This is a genomic window from Vannielia sp. ABF1_015, assembly GCF_056160745.1.
Genome location: NZ_JBSWXT010000001.1, coordinates 1,929,467 through 1,948,274 on the forward strand (window position 1 = coordinate 1,929,467; position 18,808 = coordinate 1,948,274).

The window sequence follows — 18,808 nt, forward strand, 5'->3', positions numbered from 1 at the left end:
TCGGCCCCTCTTCGCAGGGACAGAGCCGAAGGCGACACATTCGAGTGGCAGCCGTGAGTGGGGCCTACTCCGCCGCGCGGATGTGGGATCCGCCGGGCTTGCCCTCATCCTTCTCGGCACCGTCGCCCGTGTCCTCGGCCTTGCCCTCGGCCTTGTCGGCGGCCACCGGATCCGCCTTGTCAGCCTCCGGCGCTCTTTCCTCAGGGACCACTTGAGCCTCCGGCACCGCCTCGGCTTCGACAGCCTCTTCCGGCATTTCCTCTTCCGACCAGATGATCTCGGGGCGTTTCACCTTCTTCGCCGCACGGCTCAGTGCTGCGTCACGCGCTACCCGGCTGGAGCGCCCAAGGGCGACCTTGCCAATGCTGCGCAGGCCCACGTAGGCCCCCTTGGAGGCCCAGATACGCAGGGCCAGCATGGACGGCGTGAAGACCAGCGTCAGCACGGTGGCCGTGCCGAGGCCAAACACAACCGCCGTGGCGAGCTGCTTCCACCAAAGCGCGGTGGGGCTGTCGAGCGAGTAGCCGCCGTTGATGAAATCCAGCGAAAGGCCAAGCATCATCGGGGTCAGGCCCGCCATTGTGGTGATGGTCGTCAGCAGCACCGGGCGCAGCCGCGCCTCGGCGGTGCGGATCACCGCTTCGAGCCGGGGCATGTAGGCGGAATACTCCTGATAGGTGTCGATCAAGACGATGTTGTTGTTCACCACGATCCCCGCCAGCGCGACGATGCCGGTGCCGGTCATGATGATCGAGAACGGCTGGCCAAGCAGCAGCATGCCCCAAAGCACACCGGCGGTTGAAAGAACCACGGCCAGAAGCACCAGCACCGCGTTGTAGAAGCTGTTGAACTGCGCCAGCAGGATGATGAACATCATGCCAAGCGCCATGCCGAAGGCGCTCATCAGAAACTGGCCGCTCTCTTCCTGGTCTTCCTGATCGCCGGTCCATTCCCAGTCGATGCCGGTGGGCAGGGGGCTTTGCTCGCCGGTGAGCCACTCGGTGATCACGCCGATGCGCTCGTTGGCGTTGACGGCCACAACCGATGCACCGCTGAACTCACCGCTGCCTTCTGCGGCGGCGCGGGCCTCTTCGGTGGGCATGATGGCGAGAAGGGCACCATCCTCCCCCACGAGTTTGGACAGGCCCGGGGCTACATCGGCTTTCACGTCGTAGATGCGGCGCTGGTCCACCCGGTCGATCCGCCCGATCTTGGGCACCGGCTTGCGGGTGATGAAATTGGAGAGCGGCACCTGCCCGTCCGAAGTGCGGACCTTCAGCTCGTCCAGCGTGGAAAGCACCCGGTCTTCGTAGGGAAGCCGCACGCGGATTTCGATTTCCTCATCCGAGCTGTCCACGCGCATTGTGTCAAGCAGGATGCCGCGGGTGACAAGCTGCACCATCGCGCCCACTGTGGCCACATCTGCGCCGTAGCGCCCGGCCTTTTCCACGTCCACGTCGATCTGCCAGTCGATGCCGGGCAGGGGAGTGGTGTCTTCAAGGTCGATGACGCCGGGCATGTCGCCAAGATAGCTGCGCACCGTGGCAACAGACTCTTCCAGCGCCGCAAAGTTATCGCCCGAGAGCCGCAGGTGAATCGGCTTGCCCGCGCCCGGGCCCATGGCGAGGTTGAGAATTTCCGGCTGGATGCCGGGAATTTCCAGCACCGCCTCTTCGATCTTCTCAAGGATCACGTCGCCATCCAACTCGGCCAACGGCACATCATGGGTGCGGGCGTATTCAGGCCGGTCTTCCCAGGGGATCAGCTCCAGCTGGATCTGGCCGACGGTATCCAGCGGCGACTGGCTGCCGCCGGTGTTGGAGTTTAACCCACCCTCACCGGCAAAGGCAAAGGCGCTTTCGATGCCGGGGATATGCGCCATGGCCTCTTCGACCTCGCGCACCATCTCGTCCTTCTCTTCTAGCGAGAGGTTGCCGCGCGCTCGGACATAGACAATGGCCTGCTCCGGCTCGCTCTCGACAAAGAAGTCGACGCCGTTGTTGTTGGCTCCGTAGTAGCCGAAGGTGAAGACCACGAAGAAGCCCACCACGCCCACCGTCACCAGAGGCATGATCGGGTTGCCTGCAATCGCGGTGATGACCCAGCCAAAGAGCGAGCGCCGGTGCCCGGCCCGCACACGTTTGGCGCGGCGCTCCAGCCGTGCCGCGTCGAGCGTGATGGTCGACAGGAATGCTGCGGTGATGAAGAGCAAGAGCCCCGGCACCACGGCTGCCGCGCCGGGCAGGGGCGAGGTGCCGCCGAAGAGATAGCCCGGGTTGATGCATTGCAGTGCGGCAATGAAGAGCAGGTAGAGCGATGGCACCACCAGCAGCGCCCGCACCCACCACGGGAAGCGGCGCAGCGCCTCGGAGGCGTTGTGGAACGTCCGGCTCATCCGGCCCGAGACGCCGCCGAGAACCGGCAGGTAGACCAGCGCCACCAGCAGCGAGGCGGACAAAACGAAGATCAGGGTGACGGGCAGCATCCCCATGAACTGCCCGGCCACACCGGGCCAGAAAAGCATGGGCAGGAAAGCGCAGAGCGTGGTCGCGGTGGAGCTGACGATGGGCCAGAACATCCGCTTGGCGGCCTCGACATAGGCGTGCATCGGCCCCACGCCGTCGGATATGCGTTTGTCGGCGTATTCCACCACCACAATCGCCCCGTCCACCAGCATCCCCACCGCGAGGATCAGGCCGAACATCACGATGTTGGACACGGTGATGCCCATGATCGACAGGAAGATGAAGCACAGCAAAAAGCTGATCGGTATCGCGATGCCGACAAGGATGGCTGGGCGGATGCCGAGCGCGGCCAGCACGACAATGGCCACCAGCGCGATTGCCGTCATCACCGAGCCCTCAAGCTGGCTGACCATCGACTTCACCACCCGGCTCTGGTCGTTGGAGGTGCCCACTTGAATCGCATCGCGCAGCTCGGGCGGCCATTTGGCGCGCTCGGCCTCCACCACATCACGGATCGCGGCGGCGGTGTCGATGATGTTGTAGCCCTTCTTCTTGGAAACCTGCAGCGCCACCGTGTTGACCCCGTTGAAGCGGGCGGTGCCGGAGCGGTCTTCGAAGGTCAGGCGAATGTCGGCAAGGTCGCCTAGGGTAACGATGCTGTCGCCGTTCACCTTGACCGGCAGTTGCAGCACGTCCTGGCTGCTCTCGAAGCTGGCCGGAATCTTCACCGAGAAGGTGCCGCCGGGGGTTTCCACCTCGCCCGCAGCGATAAGCTGGTTGTTGTTGACCACCACGTTGATCAGCTCGGCGGCGGTGACGTTGTAGCTTTCAAGCTTCAGCGGGTCGATCACCACTTCGAGCATCTCGTCGCGGTGACCGGCGAGCGTGGCCTCCAGCACCGGCTCCAGCCCTTCGAGGCTGTCCTGCAAGTCTTTCGCCACCTTCACCAGCGTGCGCTCTGGCAGGGCGCCGGTGAGGTTGACGATGATGATCGGGAACTCGGAAAAGTTGATCTCGCCGATGGTGTAATTGTCTGCCCCATCGGGGAAATTCGCCCCGGCCGTGTTCATTGCGGCGCGCACATCCGCCAGCGTGGCAGACTTGTCCCAGCCAAACTCGAACTCCAGCACCACATTGGCATAGCCCTCGGTGGCCACGCCCGTCATGGTCTTCAGCCCGTCGAGGTCTGAAAGCTCGGTTTCCATCGGTTTCACGAGCATCTTTTCGGCATCCGCCGCCGAAATCCCGGGGAAGGGGACGGATACAAAAACAGCCGGAATCTCGATATCCGGCTCACCCTCCTTTGGCAGGCTCAGATAGGTCGCCCAACCCACGAGGATCGACATCGCCACGAAGGCGAGGATCATCCGGGCGCGGGCGGCGGCCCAGTCGACAATGCCTGTCATTGGGTCAGCTCCTCGAGGGTGACCTTCACTGGCACACCGTCAACAACATATTCCTGCCCGCGGGTGATCACCTTTACCTGGTCGGGCAGGCCGGTGACCCAAACCCCGTCCACCGTATCACGCAGCACGATCACGGGGGCAAAACGGGCGGTGCTTTCGTCATCCACCCAACGCACCCCAAGCGCACCGTCGTCATCCAGCGTCAGCGAGGATTGCGGTAGCAGATGCGCCTTGGCCCCATCGGCGGAAACGGCAATCTCCACCGTCTGGCCATCGCGGATTGCAAGGTCGGGATTGGGCACCTGCACTTCGATGCGGAAGGTGCGGGTGGAGGCATCGGCGGAGCGGGACAGGAAAGTGACCTTGCCCGTGACCTCCTCGCCAGTGGCCAGCCGTGCCCCGGCCTGCGCGCCGGTTTCAACCCGATCCACCTCATTTTCGGGGAGGAAGCCGACCAGCTTGATCGGATCGAGCTGCAGGATGGTGGCACAGTCGGACCCGGCCTGAAGCAACATGCCAAGCTCGGCGCTGTCACTTTCCAGCAGGCCGGAGAAGGGGGCGGTGATGGTGAGCCGCTCGATCTCTTTTTCGGCGGCGGCCACTGCGGCTTCGGCGGTTTGCACCTGGCTCTTGGCCCCTTCCACGCCCGATTGCGCGGCCTGCACGGCGGCCTTGGCCGAGGAGACGCCGGCGCGCGTGGCTGCCACGCGGGTGTCAGAAGCATAGCCGCCTTCCGAAAGCTGGCTGGCGGCTCGGTCGTTGATCTCGGCTTCTTCCAGCGCGGCCCGTGCCTCGGCCACGCGGGCTTCGGCTTCCGGAATCCCGGCCCGGGCAGAGGCAAGCTGGGCGCGGGCCTGGGCAAGCTGAGTTTCGCGGGTGCCCGGGTCGATCTCGCAGAGCATCTGCCCGGCTTCGACGAAGGCCCCTTTGCGCAGCGGCTCCGAGATGATCTGGCCCGAAGTTTCGGCCCGCACAACCACCTGCCGCGCCGCTTCGGTGCGGCCCCGGATGACAACGGCGCTGTCGATCTCGCGCGCCTCGCTTTCGATCGCCAAGACAGACACCACCCGCGCTTCGCCCGCGCCGGTGCCATCGGCCTCGACCGAGCGCGGCTCTGCTTCTGCCCCGGTCTGCTCAACCGGGGGCGCGTCATCTCCGCCGCCGGCGAAAGACAGCAGCAGGTCGCGCTGCATGATCACGAGGTAGAGCACCGCTGCAACGCAGAGCGCAATGAGGATCGAAAACAGCCGCATGGCCGAGCTTCCTTGCAACAATGGGGCGCATTGCGCCCCAACCAACACTTCGCTGGTGCAGAACAGTGGTGGCCAATTCGGGGCCGATAAGTCCTGAACCGTTTGGTTTAGTTTAGAGGCAATGCCCCACCCGTGCAAGCCAGAGTTGCTGCCTCCCAAGGCCTTGCTGACAAACCCCGGCCCGCGCCGGAGCGGCGCTGCTGCAATGCCCTTGGCATCTGGCCGCATTTCCGGGTAAGAAGCACCGATCTTGCGGGGCGTGAGACCCCGCTGGCACGACAGAAGGCAGGCAGATGAGCGAGAGCGAGAGCTTCATCGAGGAAGTCACCGAAGAGCTGCGGCGCGACAGGCTGTTTGCGCTGATGCGCCGCTATGGCTGGATCCCGGTTGTGGTCATCGTGGTGCTGGTGGGCGGCGCGGCCTGGTTTGAGTGGCAGCGCTCCTCCGAGCGGGCAGCAGCCGAAGCGCGGGGCGATGCCGTGCTGACGGCGCTGGAGGCCGAAGAGGGCGAAGCGCGTTTGGCCGCGCTGGGCGATGTGGAGGCCACGGGTGAATTTGCCGCCGTTATCGAGCTGCTTCAGGCCGCAGAGGCACAGGCCGGGGAAGACCCGCAGGCCGCTGCCGACATGCTGCTGACCGTTGCCGATGACGCCAGCCTGCCGCAGCCATGGCGTGACCTGGCGGCGCTCAAGGCAGTGATGCTGGGCCCGGATGCAATGGACGCCGAGACCCGCAGCGCACAGCTTGAGCGGCTTGCCGGTTCGGCCTCGCCGCTGGCCCGACTGGCCCGCGAGCAGCAGGTTTATGTGCTGATCGAGGCCGACGACCGGGCAGGGGCACTGGCGGTCGCAGAGGCGCTGGTGGAGGAGGACGGCTTGAGCCGGGGCTTGCAAGAGCGCCTCCTGCAAGTGATTGTGGCATTGGGAGGAAAGCCCGGAGAGGGCTGATCTGCCCCGCGCCAAACGGGCCAGCCCCGCGCGGCGTGAGGAAGGGAAGACCGGGCAAGGAAGGCAGGCCGTGAGAGCAGCAGCAACAAAGTGGATCGCCACGGGTGCCATCGTGGCCATGCTTGCCGCCTGTGGGGGAGGCGACCAACCTCTGCCGGGCAAGCGGATTGGCGTGCGCGAGGCGGTGGGCGTTGATGACCTTGGCGGCACCACGGCCCCGATCTATCGCGGCGCGGCCCCGATCTCGCTGCCCCGCCCGGTGAACCACGGCGCGTGGACCCATCGCAATGGCACCCCGCAACACCGCATTCAGCATCCGGCGCTGGCGCGCAGCGTGCAGGCGATCTGGCGCACCGACATCGGCCAGGGTGACAGCCGCAAGGCCCGGATCACCGCCGACCCGGTGGCCGCAGGCGGGCGCATCTTCACGATGGATAGCAGGGCGCAGGTTTCTGCAGTCTCGACGCAGGGCGAGCTGATCTGGGCAACCGATGTGACCCCGGCGCGCGACCGCACGCAGGATGCCTCGGGTGGCGGCCTCGCGCTTGCTGGAAATACGCTTTACGTGACAACAGGTTACGGCGAGTTGCTGGCCCTCGACACCGCCACGGGCGGGCTGCGCTGGCGGCAAAAGTTTGACGGGCCGGTGCAGGGCACGCCCACTGTTTCGAACGGCACGGTTTATGTTGTCAGCCGCGACAGCCGCGCGGTGGCCGTCGATGCCTCCAACGGGCGGCTCAAGTGGGAAATGCCGGGCACGCCGACGCCCTCGGTGATGGTCGGCGGAGCCGGGCCTGCGCTTTCTGCGCGGCATGTGATCTTCCCCTTCGGCTCGGCCGAGGTGATGGGCGCGCTGAAGCAATCGGGCCTGCGCACATGGTCCGAGAACATCGCCGGCGAGCGGCGCGGGCGGGCCTACACCGGCTATACTGACGTAACTGGTGATCCGGTTGTGGCGGGCGATACGGTGTATATCGGCACGCAGTCCGGGCGCACAGTGGCGCTGGATATCAACAGCGGTGAGCGGCGCTGGACCTCGCTCAACGGGGCCTATTCGCCGGTCTGGCCTGCGGGCGGATCGGTGTTCATGGTGTCGGACGCCAGCCAGTTGCTGCGGCTCGATGCTGCCACCGGCAAAACGATCTGGTCGGTCAAGCTGCCAGCCTACACCAAGAAAAAGTCACGTCGTCGCAAGGCGGTGTTTGCCCATTACGGACCGGTTTTGGCCGGGGGGCTGCTGCGGGTGGCCTCCGATGACGGGCTGCTGCGGAGCTTTGAGCCGACGTCGGGCGCGCTTGTTTCTGCCGTCGAGCTGCCCGGTGGGGCCAGTTCCAACCCGATCGTGGTGGCGGGCACGCTCTATGTGGTCAACTCCCGGGGCCAACTGGTGGCTTTCCGTTGAGCTGAAAGCGGTGTATGAGGCGCTCTTATCGCTTCGGACCGGACCATTAACATGAGCTTCACACTCGCCATCGTTGGACGCCCCAACGTTGGAAAATCCACTCTTTTCAACCGCTTGGTCGGCAAGCGGCTGGCGCTAGTCGATGACCAGCCAGGGGTGACGCGTGACCTGCGCGAGGGCGAGGCACGGTTGGGCGACCTGCGCTTTACCGTCATCGACACCGCCGGGCTGGAAGAAGCGACCGACGAGAGCCTGCAGGGCCGGATGCGCCGCCTCACCGAGCGCGCGGTGGAAATGGCCGACGTTTGCCTGTTTCTGATCGACGCGCGCACCGGGGTGACGCCGACCGACGAAGTCTTTGCCGACATCCTGCGCCGCAAGAACGCCCATGTGCTCCTCGGCTGCAACAAGGCCGAAGGCCGCGCGGGCGAGGGCGGCATGATCGAGGCCTGGGGCCTCGGGCTGGGCGACCCCATCGGGCTGAGTGCCGAACACGGTGAAGGCATGTCAGACCTTCTGGCCGCCTTGATGCCAGTTGTTGATGAAATTTCGCTTAACAAGCCGGATGAGAGCCCCGAAACCGAAGTGTCGGTGGAAGAGGGCGAAGAGGCAGAGGCTTGGGCACCTACCAAGAAAAAGCCGCTTCAGGTTGCCGTTGTCGGTCGCCCGAATGCGGGGAAATCGACGCTGATCAATGCGATCATCGGCGAGGACCGCCTGCTCACCGGCCCCGAAGCCGGGATCACCCGCGACTCGATTTCACTGGCGCTGGATTGGGACGGAACCCCGACCCGGCTGTTTGACACCGCTGGGATGCGCAAACGCGCCAAGGTGCAGGAAAAGCTGGAAAAACTCTCGGTTTCCGATGGGCTCCGAGCGGTGAAATTTGCCGAGGTGGTGGTGGTTCTGCTCGATGCAGCCATCCCCTTCGAACAGCAGGATCTGCGCATTGCCGACCTCGCCGAGCGCGAGGGCCGCGCCGTGGTGGTGGCCGTCAACAAGTGGGACTTGGAGCCGGAAAAACAGGCCAAGCTCAAGGGCTTGCGGGTGGCGTTTGAAAAGCTGCTGCCACAGCTCAAGGGCGCCCCTCTGGTGACGGTTTCGGCCAAGACGGGCCGGGGGCTGGACCGGCTGCAACAGGCGGTGGTGAAGGCCCATAAGGTTTGGAACCGCCGGATCACCACGGCCAAGCTAAATGACTGGCTTATCAATATGTTGGAGCAGCATCCGCCGCCCGCTCCGGGGGGGCGGCGCATTCGGCTGCGCTACATGACACAGGCCAAGACGCGGCCGCCGGGGTTTGTGGTGATGTGCTCGCATCCCGACAAGCTGCCGGAGAGCTACAAACGCTATCTTGTCAACGGGTTGCGGGAAGACTTTGACATGCCGGGCACGCCGATCCGGCTGTATTTCCGCGGTCAGGGCGATGCGAACCCCTATAAGAACAAGACCAAATCCACGCCGTCACGGCTTCGGAAGCACTTGGGCAAGAAATCGTTTGGGGACTGAGGGTTAGAGGGTTAACGCGGCATATGATACCGCGACCCACAACCCATGCACATCCTATGCACAGCCCATACATAGGCTTATTTGCACAGAATGGGCGGTTAACCCGCCGCACTCTCTCATGTTGCGCGGCCTCCCCGAGCCGTGAGCGGGCAGGCCTTGGTTGGCCATGGTGGCTCGTGTAGAACGGGGCAAAACAGGCAGGGCGGATGCGGGCAGCACTCCTTTTCATGATTTTCGCGCTCTGGGGCGCGGTGATGGCTTCTGGCCCGGCGCGGGCGCAGGACTTCTCGGCGCTGGCGCGGATTGATCCTGCGCGCTCGGGCGTGGAGGAAAGCGGGCAGGGGGTGCGGCTGAAGCTGACGATCAGCCAGCCGGTGCCCTACCGCGTGCGGCTGCTGGCCGATCCGCCCCGGCTGGTGGTGGACTTCCGCGAGGTGGATTTTGCGCCGCTGGGCCAGCCAGACCTTTCGTCGCTGGAGCAGGTGGTGGCCCTGCGCAGCGGACGCGTTGGCCCTGGATGGACCCGGCTCGTGGCCGAACTTTCGCGCCCGCTCGGCTTTGGCTCGGTGCATATGGTAACGGGCGCTGACGATGGCTCGGCCCGCGTGGAGGTGGCGCTGGAGCCGGTCAGCGAGGCGCAGTTTGCCGGGCAGGTGAAGCGCGGCGAGCGGCCGAGTGATGTGTTCCCCAGCCCCTCGGCCAGCGCGCCGCCCAAGAGACGCCCAGAGGCAGGCGGCCCCATGGTGGTGGTGCTCGATCCCGGCCACGGCGGGGTGGACCCGGGCGCCACGCGCGGCGGGGTAACAGAGGCCGATCTGATGCTCGTCTTTGCCCGCGATGTACGCGAAAGCCTTTTGCGGTCAGGTGATTACGAGGTGGTATTGACGCGGGAGGACGACAGTTTTGTCTCCCTTGAAACCCGCCTTACCATCGCCCGCCGCGCCGGGGCGCATCTGTTCATCTCGCTCCACGCTGATGCGGTGGAAGAGGGAATCGCGCGGGGTGCGCAGGTCTATACCCTGTCGGATGAGGCAAGCTCGGAGGCGCTGGCCAAGCTGGCGTATCGGCACGACCGGGAGGACATTCTTGGCGGGGCCGACCTGAGCGGTACCGATGATCAGGTGGCACAGGCGCTGATGGAGATCGCCCGCCGCGAAACCGCCCCCCGCACCGAGGCGCTGGCCGAGGCGGTGGTGGCCGGGCTCAGGGCGCAGGGCGTGCGGCTGCACCGGCATGCGCGGGGGCAGGCGGACTTCTCGGTGCTGAAGCTGCCCGACATTCCGGCGGTGCTGCTGGAGGCGGCCTTCCTTTCGACCGAGAGTGAGCTGGAGAAGCTGCAAAGTGCCGCGTGGCGCAAGCAGGCGGCCGACGGGATTGCCGCAGCGGTGGCGAATTGGGCCGCCGAAGACGCGCGGCTGAGGGCACTGATCCGGCAGTAGCGCGGGCGCATTGCCGGGGCTGCGGCCGCTTTGCCGGGGGCGGCCCGCTGATCGTTCGCCACGAAAGCGCCTTGCAGGGCGGAGGCGCAGGCTCGCAAAACCGTGACCGGCTGCGCGGCAAATGGCCGAATTTGTCATGCAATCTCTTTTGCTTCGCTGGCCCCCATGCCCTATACACTTGGCCTCGGAGCAGACATGGAGCAGGGCACGTGCTCAGATTCTTTACCGGCATCATCGGCGGGCTTTTCGCGCTGATCACCACAGGCGCCGCCTTTGGCGCGCTGATGCTTGGCGCGATTTTCTGGATTTATGGGCGTGACCTGCCCAACCATGAGCAGCTTGCGCAATACACACCGCCGACCATCAGCCGCATCTACTCGGGTGAAGGCCGGATCATGGATGAATTTGCCCATGAGCGCCGGCTGTATGCCCCCTCCAGCGAAATCCCCGATCTGGTAAAACAGGCCTTCATCTCGGCGGAAGACAAGAACTTCTATACCCACAAGGGCTATGACCCGATGGGCATGGTCGCTGCCGCCGTCGACGCCGCCAAGGGCGGGCGTTTGCGTGGGGCTTCGACGATCACCCAGCAGGTGATGAAGAACTTTTTGCTGTCGTCCGACCGCTCCGCCGAGCGCAAAATCAAGGAAATCATCCTCGCCTCCCGGGTCGAGACCGCGCTGAGCAAGGAAAAGATCCTAGAGCTCTACATGAACGAGATCTTCCTCGGGCAGAACAGCTTTGGTGTGGCCGCCGCCGCGCAGACCTACTTCAACAAGACGCTGGCCGAGTTGGAGCCCCATGAGGCGGCCTATCTGGCGGTGCTGCCCAAAGCGCCCTCCAACTACCACCCGGTGCGCGACAAGGAGCTGGCGACCAACCGGCGCAACTTCGTGCTCAAGGAGATGTATGAGAACGGCTACATCTCGTACGAGACCTATCAGTCCGAGCGGCTTCTGCCGCTGAAGTCGGTGCAGAACGGCGACTATGACAGCTTCAAGAAGGCGCTTCCGCCGCGCGACTACTTCACCGATGAAATCCGCCGCCAGCTGAGCCGCAACTTTGGTGAGGACGAGTTTTTTGGCGGTGGCCTGACGATCCGTGCCACGGTGGACCCGGAGTTGCAGAAGAAGGCGGCGATGGAGCTTCAGCGGGCGCTGGAACGCTATGACCGTGGCCTTGGCCGCTGGCGTGGCACAGGCCAAACCATCGACACCGCGCTGCTGGAGGATGAGGCCAAGTGGCGCGAGGCGCTGGCTTCGGTTGAAGTTGCGCGTGATGTTGAGCTGGAAAGCGAGTGGCTGCCCGCCGTGGTGCTCAGCGTGGGCGACAATGAGCTTGGCCTCGGGATCGAAGGCGTGGCGATGGACGGGCCGGAGCCGCCGGTTGTTCCGCGTAAGGACATCGCCTGGATGCGGGGCAACTTCCACGAGAACTTCGAGGTCGGCGACGTGGTCCATGTGCGCCGGATGACGCAGGACGGCGCCTTCATCCGCTGGACGCTCCGGCAGGTGCCTGCAGTGCAGGGCGCCTTCATGGCGATGGACGTTGAAAACGGCCGCGTGCTCGCCATGCAGGGCGGGTTCTCCTACCAGCATTCGGTGTTCAACCGCGCCACGCAGGCCACGCGCCAGCCCGGCTCGTCGTTCAAGCCCTTCGTCTATGCTGCTGCGCTGGATTCGGGTTACACCCCGGCCACCATCGTTGTGGACGCGCCGATCGAGATCAACACGCCGCAGGGCGTGTGGCGGCCCAAGAACGCCAGCCACAAGTTTTATGGCCCCACACCGCTGCGCACCGGCATTGAGCAATCGCGCAACCTGATGACCATCCGCCTTGCGCAGGAAGTCGGGATGGAAACCGTGGCGAGCTATGCCGAGAGCTTCGGCGTCTATGACCGGCTCGATCCCTTCCTTGCCAATGCGCTGGGCGCGCAGGAGACGACGCTGTTCAAGATGGTGTCGGCCTATTCGATGTTCGCCAATGGCGGCGAGCGGGTGGAGCCGACGCTGGTGGACCGGGTGCAGGACCGTTGGGGCCGCACCATCTATCGCCACGATCAGCGCATCTGCGATGGCTGCCAAACGGCCTCACTTGCAGCGGGCGAGCTGCCCAAGATCACCGCCAACCGCAAGCAGGCGATTGATGCGATCACCGCCTATCAGCTCACCTCGATGATGCGCGGCGTGGTCGAGCGCGGCACCGCGCGGCGTGCGGTGAGCCTTGGCGTGCCGGTGGCGGGCAAGACCGGCACCACCAACGACGCCAAGGACGTGTGGTTTGTAGGCTTCACCAACACCATCGCGGCGGGCTGCTACATCGGCTACGACCGGCCCCGCACCATGCCGGGTGCTTCGGGTGGCGGCATGTGCGCGCCAGTGTTCAACGCCTTCATGAAGAGTGCCATCGCCAAGTACGGTGCCGGCAAGTTTCAGGTGCCGCCGGGCGGCTATTTTGTGAAGATCGACCGCTTCACCGGCGCCCGCCTGTCTGACGGTGCGTCTGGCCCCAACGTGGTGGCAGAGTACTTCCGCGAGGGCGAAGAGCCGATCTTCGGCATGGCCGCCATGCTCGACGGGGGCTTTGCGATGGGGGCCAACCTGCCGATGTTCGCGCAGGGCGAGGAAGACAGCGGCGAGGCCCGCACGGTGACAACCTCCACCGGCAAGAAGGCCCGGATCGCGCCCAAGGCCAGCTTTGGCTCGCTGAGTTCCGGGGGCCTGTATTGAGGTGCGCCATGAATGCGCACCCTACGGAGTAAGCTGTGGAGCTTGACGCCGCCGTGCCCGCGCTGCCTGTGCGCAACGTGGCGGCGGCGCAGGCGTTTTACGTCGAAAGGCTGGGTTTTACTGCCAATTGGCACCATGAAGAGGGCCGGATCGGGGCGGTGAGCCACGGGCGCTGCTCGATTTTCCTGCGCGAAGTCGATGGCCCCTTCACCCCCGGCGTGGCCTGGATCTTCGCGCAGGACGTGGACGCTGCCCATGCCGCCATGTCCGCCGCTGCGCCGAGCAAGCCGCGCAACATGCCCTATGGCCTTCGCCAGTTCACCGTGGCCGACCCGGATGGCAACCAGCTGCACATCCACCACGATCTTTGACCCCGTCTTGCTCATTTTCTTGCTGTAAATACCTCCGGGGGTGCGGGGGCTGGCCCCCGCTGCGCAACGGTTCATCCCGGCGATGCACGCCACTATTCTTGCCCCTCACCGCGCCACGCGGTATCAGGCAGATCGAACCAGAAGAAAGGACACCCCATGCGGGCCGAGGCGCAAAACGCGGTAGAGGCGGTAAAGAAATCGCTGGAGCTTCTGGGCCAGCGGATGGACCTTGAAACGGCCCAGCACCGGCTGGAAGAGTTCAACGCCCGCACCGAAGACCCGGACCTGTGGAATGACCCGGCCAAGGCGCAAAAGCTGATGCGTGAGCGGCAGATGCTGGTGGACGCGATGGACACCTACAACGGCATCTCTCAGGAGCTGGAAGATAACGTCGAGCTGGTCGAGATGGGCGAGGCCGAAGAGGACGCCGAGGTTGTGACCGAGGCCGAGAATGCCCTGATCGCACTGGAAAAGCGCGCCGCCGCCAAGGAGTTGGAGGCGCTGCTGAACGGCGAGGCCGATGGCAACGATACTTTCCTCGAGATCAACGCGGGCGCGGGCGGCACCGAGGCCTGCGACTGGGCGCAGATGCTCCAACGGATGTATGTGCGCTGGGCCGAGAAGCGCGGCTTCAAGGTGGAGCTGCAATCCGAGGAAGCAGGCAGCGAGGCGGGGATCAAATCGGTCTCCTACAAGATCAGCGGCACCAATGCCTATGGTTGGCTGAAATCGGAGAGCGGTGTGCATCGTCTGGTGCGGATCAGCCCCTTCGGCAAGGGCACGCGGGAGACGAGCTTTGCCTCCGTCTGGGTTTACCCGGTGGTGGATGACAACATCGAGATCGAGGTGAACCCGGCCGACATTCGGATCGACACCTACCGCTCCTCCGGCGCGGGCGGCCAGCACGTGAACACCACCGACTCCGCCGTGCGGATCACCCACGCGCCGACCGGCATCGTCGTCACCAGCTCGGAAAAATCGCAGCACCAGAACCGCGACATCGCCATGAAGGCGCTGAAGAGCCGCCTCTACCAGATGGAGCTCGACAAGCGGAACGAGGCGATCAACGCCGCCCATGAGAGCAAGGGCAGCGCCGGTTGGGGCAACCAGATCCGCAGCTACGTGCTCCAGCCCTACCAGATGGTGAAGGATCTGCGCACCAACCACGAAACCTCCGACACCTCCGGCGTGCTTGATGGCGATCTGGACGAGTTCATGGCTGCGACGCTGGCGATGGATGTGTCCGGCAAGAGCCGGAGCGAGGCGCAGGCCGAGGGCTGATGGCGCTCACCGACCTCTCCGCTGTCGCGCTCGCAGGGGCGCTCGCACGGCGCGAGGTGGGGCCGGTGGAGGTGATGGAGGCCACGCTGGCCCGCGTGGCCGAGGTGAACCCTTCGATCAATGCGATTGTCTCCCTGCGAGACGAGGATGCGCTGCTGGCCGAGGCGCGGGCGGCGGAGGCGGCGGGGCCGGGTGGCGCGCTTTGGGGCCTGCCGATGGCGGTGAAAGACCTCGTGGCAACGAAGGGCCTGCGCACCACATGGGGCAGCCCGGTTTTTGCCGATCACCTGCCCAAGGCCGATGACCTGATCGCCGCGCGGATGCGGGCGGCGGGGGCAATCTTTATCGGCAAAACCAATGTGCCCGAGTTCGGGCTTGGCTCGCACAGCTACAACCCGGTCTTCGGGGTGACCCGCAACCCCTATGATGCCTCGCGCACGGCGGGCGGCTCCTCGGGCGGGGCGGCGGCTGCGCTGGCGTGCCGGATGGTGGCGCTGGCTGATGGCTCCGACATGATGGGAAGCCTGCGCAACCCGGCGGCCTGGTGCAATGTCTATGGCATGCGGCCCAGCCACGGGCTGGTGCCGGGCGATCCGGTGGGGGAGATGCTGCTGCATCCGCTCTCCACCCTCGGCCCGATGGCCCGCACGCCCCAAGACCTCGCCATGCTGCTCGGCGTCATCGCTGGGCCGGACCCATTGCAGCCGGCGGGCGCGGAGTTCACCCCCGGCGGCGAAGGCCCGCGCGGCAAGCGCATCGGCTGGCTGGGCGACTGGGGCGGCGCATGGCCGATGGAGCCGGGGCTGCTGGAGCGCGGGGAGGCGGCGGCAGCGGTGTTTGAGGGCTTGGGGGCTTTGGTGGAGCCGGTGGCCCCGCCGTTCCCCGCCGCGAAGCTCTGGGAGAGCTGGGTGGCGCTGCGGGCCTGGGCAGTAGCGGACAAGCAGGGCGCGCTGCTGGACGATGCGGCGAATGCAGGCAAGCTGAAGCCCGCGCTGATCTGGGAGATCGAGCAGGGCAGGGCGCTCTCTGCGGCGGAGGTGCTGGCGGCCAGCGCCATCCGCTCGGAGTGGTATCGCGCAGCCGCGCGGATGTTTGCCCGCTATGACGCGGTGATCCTGCCCTCCACACAGGTCTGGCCCTTCGACGCCGGGATCGACTGGCCCCGCGAGGTGGCGGGCGTGGCCACAGACACCTACCACCGCTGGATGGAATGCGTGGTGCCCGCCTCGCTCATCGGCCTGCCGGTGGTGAACCTGCCCGCCGGCTTCGGCGCAGCGGGCCTGCCCGCAGGCGTGCAGCTGATGGGGCCGCGCGGAGCCGATGGGGCGCTGCTGGCGCTGGCCGAGGCCTATCACGCCGCTACCGATTGGCCAGCGAAGGCTCCGGGCCAATCTTGACTTAAGGTCAACTGCACCTCACCCTGCCGCAATTGAAATGCCTAGGGGGGACTTCCATGCCATACGCGCGACGGACCTGGACCATCAATGAACTGGTCCGCTTGCTCTCAAACCCGGTGAGCGCGCCAAGCGGCCCTGCGGCTCATTCGGCCAAACATGGGGTTGAGGGCGAGCTGGCTTCGCACCCGCTGTTTCAGAAAGCGCGGGTAGAGGCGCATGTTTACGACGGCAGGAAGAGCGACCTCAACGCCAACTATCATGAGAAAAACCCCGATGGCTCATGGGTCTACAGCAACAATCAGCGCAAGCAGCATCCGCTGCCCTCGCCTGAGGTGGGCCGCCACTCGACGATGTCTGCCCTCGACATGGCAACAGCTCTCATGCGCGCCTTCAACACGGCCCAGATGCAGCCTCATCTCGCCACGCTCGATAGCGGATCGGACATGAAGGTGAACGTCAATTTTAACCTGCCCATCGGTAACGGCCTCGCCCATCGCACCGGCCATGGCACGGCAAACGTTGGGGTGCGGTCGCTCTTTGTCTACTGCAAGCCCAACCCGGGCAACGCCGACCTGCCGATCTTCCAGACGGTCGTGCCGAAGGATCAGCTGGCGGGCCCGGGGGGCAGCACGCCTCTCGTCACCGTCTGAAGCCTGAGCCTGCCCCTTGAACCGGGCCGGGGTTTGGGGCCAAATACCGGCGGAAACGCGCGAGCATGGATGGAGGATACATGCTTGACGCCACATATGCCGAAGCCGCCCCAAAGCCAGAGGTTGCCCGGCTGAGCTTTGCCGACCTGCGCGCCGCCCTCGCCGCCGGCTGGCGGGACTTTACTCGTGCACCGCAGTTTGGCCTGTTCTTCGCGCTGGTCTACGCGCTCGGCGGCTTTGCCATGGTCAAGCTCTCGCTCGGCCATGTCGCCACGGTGCTGATCCTCTCGCTCGGCTTTCCGCTCATCGCGCCCTTTGCCGCTGTCGGGCTCTACGTGGTGTCCCGCCGCCTTGCGCGGGGCGAGCGGCTGGCCTTTGGGGGGCGCAACGGGGTGCTGCTCAGGGTCTGGCGCGAGCGGGCGCGGCAGATTCCGTGGATTGGGGCGATCATCGTGATCTACTTCCTGTTCTACACCTTCTTCGCCCATATGCTCTTTGCGGTCTTCCTTGGCCCGCGGGCCCTGATCAACATCACCGATGGTTTGAGCGCGTTGATGACGCCGGAAGGCTACCGGCTGATCGCGGTGCAGATCCTCTTTGGCGCGGTGGTGGCGCTGCTGCTCTATGCGCTCACCGTCGTCTCCATCCCCTTCGCGCTCGACCGGGAAGTCGATTTTATCACCGCCATGTTGGTGAGCCTTGCCGTGGTGCGCGAAAACAAGCTGGTGATGCTCGCCTGGGCGGCGCTTCTGGCGGGGCTGCTCTTTGCGGCCATGCTGCCGTGGTTCCTTGGCTTACTCATCGCTTTGCCGGTGCTGGGGCACGCCACCTGGCACCTTTACGAGCGGGCGCTCATCCACCCGCCGGGGTCTGTGGCAAGCCCAGGAGCGCCAGAAGGGCCGTAAGCGTGACGAAGCTGACCAGCGTTTGCAGCAGCAGCACAGCGGCGGGAGTTGTGACCTCTCCGTAGCGGCGGGCGAGCACGGGGTAGATCGACATCGCGGGCAGGGCTGTCATCACCAGTAGGGCCGGGCCGAGGGCGGCGGGCTGCGGGGTGAGGCCAAGCGCGGCGAGGGCGGCGAGCAAGGCGTAGGCGAGCGCGGGCATCACCAGCAGCTTGGCGGCGGTGATCGTCCAGGCCAGTGCGCCGAGGTCGCGCAGGGTGAGGGCGGCCAGCCCGCCGCCGATCACCACCAGCGAGACGGCGGCCGAAGAGTTGGCGACGATGTTCACTGGCCCGGTCACCACCTGCGGCAGGGGAAGGCGCAGCGCGGCCACGGCGAGCCCGGCAAAGAGCGCGAGGATCACCGGCGAGGTGGCAAGGCGGCGGGCGATGAGCGGGGCAATCGCGGTGCCGCTGCCCCCGGCGCGGGCCTTCTCGGCCTCGGCCAGCGCCAGCACCAGCGGGATCATCACGAGGTTTTCGAAGCTCATGTTCAGCGCCAGCGCATGCTCGGCCAAATCGGGCAGGGCAAGGCCCAGCATCGGGTAGCCGACGAAGCCGGAATTGGCGCAGCTCATGCCCATCGCCCCGAAGGTCGCCGCAGTGGGCGAGCAGCCAAAGGCCCGCCGCAAGAGCCAGTATCCGCCGCCAAAGAGGCCCAGCGAGGTGAGGAGCAGCACCAGCAGGTAGGCCGCGTCAAAGGTCTCCCCCACGGGGCGGGAGGAGACCGCGCGGAAGATCAGCGCGGGCAGGGCGCAGGTGACCACATAGGCCCCCAGCACATCGAGGGCGGAGGTGTTGAACACGCCGCGCCGCACCAGCAGCCAGCCAAGGGCGATCAGGGCAAAGATGGTGCCGGAGATGGAGAGAACCTGAACCATGTCGCCGAGGTATGAGCGCAGAACCCCGCCGCTGCAAGTCGCTACACATGTTCATTTTCTCGCTGGAAATATCCAAGACCATCGGCACAACGGGCGCTGCAGCCGATCAAGAGGCGCTGCCGTCGCAAGGCTGTG

General features: G+C 65.6%; 13 protein-coding genes. 10 read left to right on the forward strand and 3 right to left on the reverse strand.

Annotated elements, in window-relative coordinates; translation table 11 throughout:
• Window positions 1–64: 64 nt before the first annotated feature.
• Both ACXAG6_RS09685 and ACXAG6_RS09690 read right to left on the reverse strand, forming a co-directional pair.
• Window positions 65–3,871 carry an efflux RND transporter permease subunit gene (locus ACXAG6_RS09685; RefSeq protein ID WP_475337246.1) on the reverse strand — a complete coding sequence of 1,269 codons (3,807 nt, stop codon included), beginning with the start codon at window positions 3,869–3,871 and terminating at the stop codon, window positions 65–67.
• The gene (locus tag ACXAG6_RS09690; protein WP_475337247.1) at window positions 3,868–5,124 is read right to left on the reverse strand and encodes an efflux RND transporter periplasmic adaptor subunit; all 1,257 of its coding nucleotides are present in this window, start codon (window positions 5,122–5,124) and stop codon (window positions 3,868–3,870) included. Before ACXAG6_RS09690 ends, ACXAG6_RS09685 begins: the two co-directional genes overlap by 4 nt.
• A gap of 293 nt (window positions 5,125–5,417) precedes the next feature.
• Here ACXAG6_RS09690 and ACXAG6_RS09695 point away from each other — a divergent pair, with 293 nt between their 5' ends.
• The 10 genes from ACXAG6_RS09695 to ACXAG6_RS09740 all read left to right on the forward strand — a co-directional run bounded on the left by ACXAG6_RS09695 (window position 5,418) and on the right by ACXAG6_RS09740 (window position 17,754).
• Window positions 5,418–6,071, forward strand: coding sequence for a hypothetical protein (locus ACXAG6_RS09695; protein WP_475337248.1), 654 nt, complete (start codon window positions 5,418–5,420; stop codon window positions 6,069–6,071).
• Window positions 6,072–6,141: 70 nt separating this feature from the next.
• Entirely contained in the window at window positions 6,142–7,473 is a 1,332-nt protein-coding gene (locus ACXAG6_RS09700; RefSeq protein ID WP_475337249.1) for a PQQ-like beta-propeller repeat protein, read from the forward strand.
• 51 nt (window positions 7,474–7,524) lie between these two features.
• Window positions 7,525–8,982 (forward strand): ribosome biogenesis GTPase Der, encoded by a 1,458-nt coding sequence (gene der, locus ACXAG6_RS09705; protein ID WP_475337250.1) that lies wholly within the window; start codon window positions 7,525–7,527, stop codon window positions 8,980–8,982.
• Between the two features lie 206 nt (window positions 8,983–9,188).
• Window positions 9,189–10,421, forward strand: coding sequence for an N-acetylmuramoyl-L-alanine amidase (locus ACXAG6_RS09710; protein ID WP_475337252.1), 1,233 nt, complete (start codon window positions 9,189–9,191; stop codon window positions 10,419–10,421).
• Window positions 10,422–10,630: 209 nt separating this feature from the next.
• Window positions 10,631–13,150: a penicillin-binding protein 1A gene (locus ACXAG6_RS09715; protein WP_475337253.1), complete on the forward strand. Its 2,520-nt coding sequence runs from the start codon at window positions 10,631–10,633 to the stop codon at window positions 13,148–13,150.
• A gap of 35 nt (window positions 13,151–13,185) precedes the next feature.
• On the forward strand, window positions 13,186–13,521 hold the full coding sequence (locus tag ACXAG6_RS09720) for a glyoxalase superfamily protein (RefSeq protein ID WP_475337254.1): 336 nt from the start codon (window positions 13,186–13,188) through the stop codon (window positions 13,519–13,521).
• A gap of 156 nt (window positions 13,522–13,677) precedes the next feature.
• Window positions 13,678–14,802: a peptide chain release factor 2 gene (gene prfB / locus ACXAG6_RS09725; protein ID WP_475337256.1), complete on the forward strand. Its 1,125-nt coding sequence runs from the start codon at window positions 13,678–13,680 to the stop codon at window positions 14,800–14,802.
• On the forward strand, window positions 14,802–16,199 hold the full coding sequence (locus tag ACXAG6_RS09730) for an amidase (protein ID WP_475337257.1): 1,398 nt from the start codon (window positions 14,802–14,804) through the stop codon (window positions 16,197–16,199). Before prfB ends, ACXAG6_RS09730 begins: the two co-directional genes overlap by 1 nt.
• A 56-nt stretch (window positions 16,200–16,255) precedes the next feature.
• On the forward strand, window positions 16,256–16,849 hold the full coding sequence (locus ACXAG6_RS09735) for a hypothetical protein (protein WP_475337259.1): 594 nt from the start codon (window positions 16,256–16,258) through the stop codon (window positions 16,847–16,849).
• 80 nt (window positions 16,850–16,929) lie between these two features.
• A complete protein-coding gene (locus ACXAG6_RS09740) occupies window positions 16,930–17,754 on the forward strand; it encodes a DUF2189 domain-containing protein (RefSeq protein ID WP_475337260.1) in 825 nt (274 codons plus the stop codon).
• On the opposite strand, the gene ACXAG6_RS09745 is transcribed toward ACXAG6_RS09740, so the two are convergent.
• Entirely contained in the window at window positions 17,702–18,673 is a 972-nt protein-coding gene (locus tag ACXAG6_RS09745) for an AEC family transporter (RefSeq protein WP_140013718.1), read from the reverse strand. The genes ACXAG6_RS09740 and ACXAG6_RS09745 overlap by 53 nt on opposite strands.
• Window positions 18,674–18,808: the final 135 nt, after the last annotated feature.

What these genes read in the sequence shown, in the direction of transcription:
- ACXAG6_RS09710 (WP_475337252.1), top strand. Translation starts at nt 9,189, where the DNA reads ATGCGGGCAGCACTCCTTTTCATGATTTTCGCGCTCTGGGGCGCGGTG.
- ACXAG6_RS09745 (WP_140013718.1), bottom strand. Translation starts at nt 18,673, where the DNA reads ATGGTTCAGGTTCTCTCCATCTCCGGCACCATCTTTGCCCTGATCGCC.
- ACXAG6_RS09685 (WP_475337246.1), bottom strand. Translation starts at nt 3,871, where the DNA reads ATGACAGGCATTGTCGACTGGGCCGCCGCCCGCGCCCGGATGATCCTC.
- ACXAG6_RS09730 (WP_475337257.1), top strand. Translation starts at nt 14,802, where the DNA reads ATGGCGCTCACCGACCTCTCCGCTGTCGCGCTCGCAGGGGCGCTCGCA.
- ACXAG6_RS09740 (WP_475337260.1), top strand. Translation starts at nt 16,930, where the DNA reads ATGCTTGACGCCACATATGCCGAAGCCGCCCCAAAGCCAGAGGTTGCC.
- ACXAG6_RS09690 (WP_475337247.1), bottom strand. Translation starts at nt 5,124, where the DNA reads ATGCGGCTGTTTTCGATCCTCATTGCGCTCTGCGTTGCAGCGGTGCTC.
- ACXAG6_RS09695 (WP_475337248.1), top strand. Translation starts at nt 5,418, where the DNA reads ATGAGCGAGAGCGAGAGCTTCATCGAGGAAGTCACCGAAGAGCTGCGG.
- der (WP_475337250.1), top strand. Translation starts at nt 7,525, where the DNA reads ATGAGCTTCACACTCGCCATCGTTGGACGCCCCAACGTTGGAAAATCC.
- ACXAG6_RS09735 (WP_475337259.1), top strand. Translation starts at nt 16,256, where the DNA reads ATGCCATACGCGCGACGGACCTGGACCATCAATGAACTGGTCCGCTTG.
- prfB (WP_475337256.1), top strand. Translation starts at nt 13,678, where the DNA reads ATGCGGGCCGAGGCGCAAAACGCGGTAGAGGCGGTAAAGAAATCGCTG.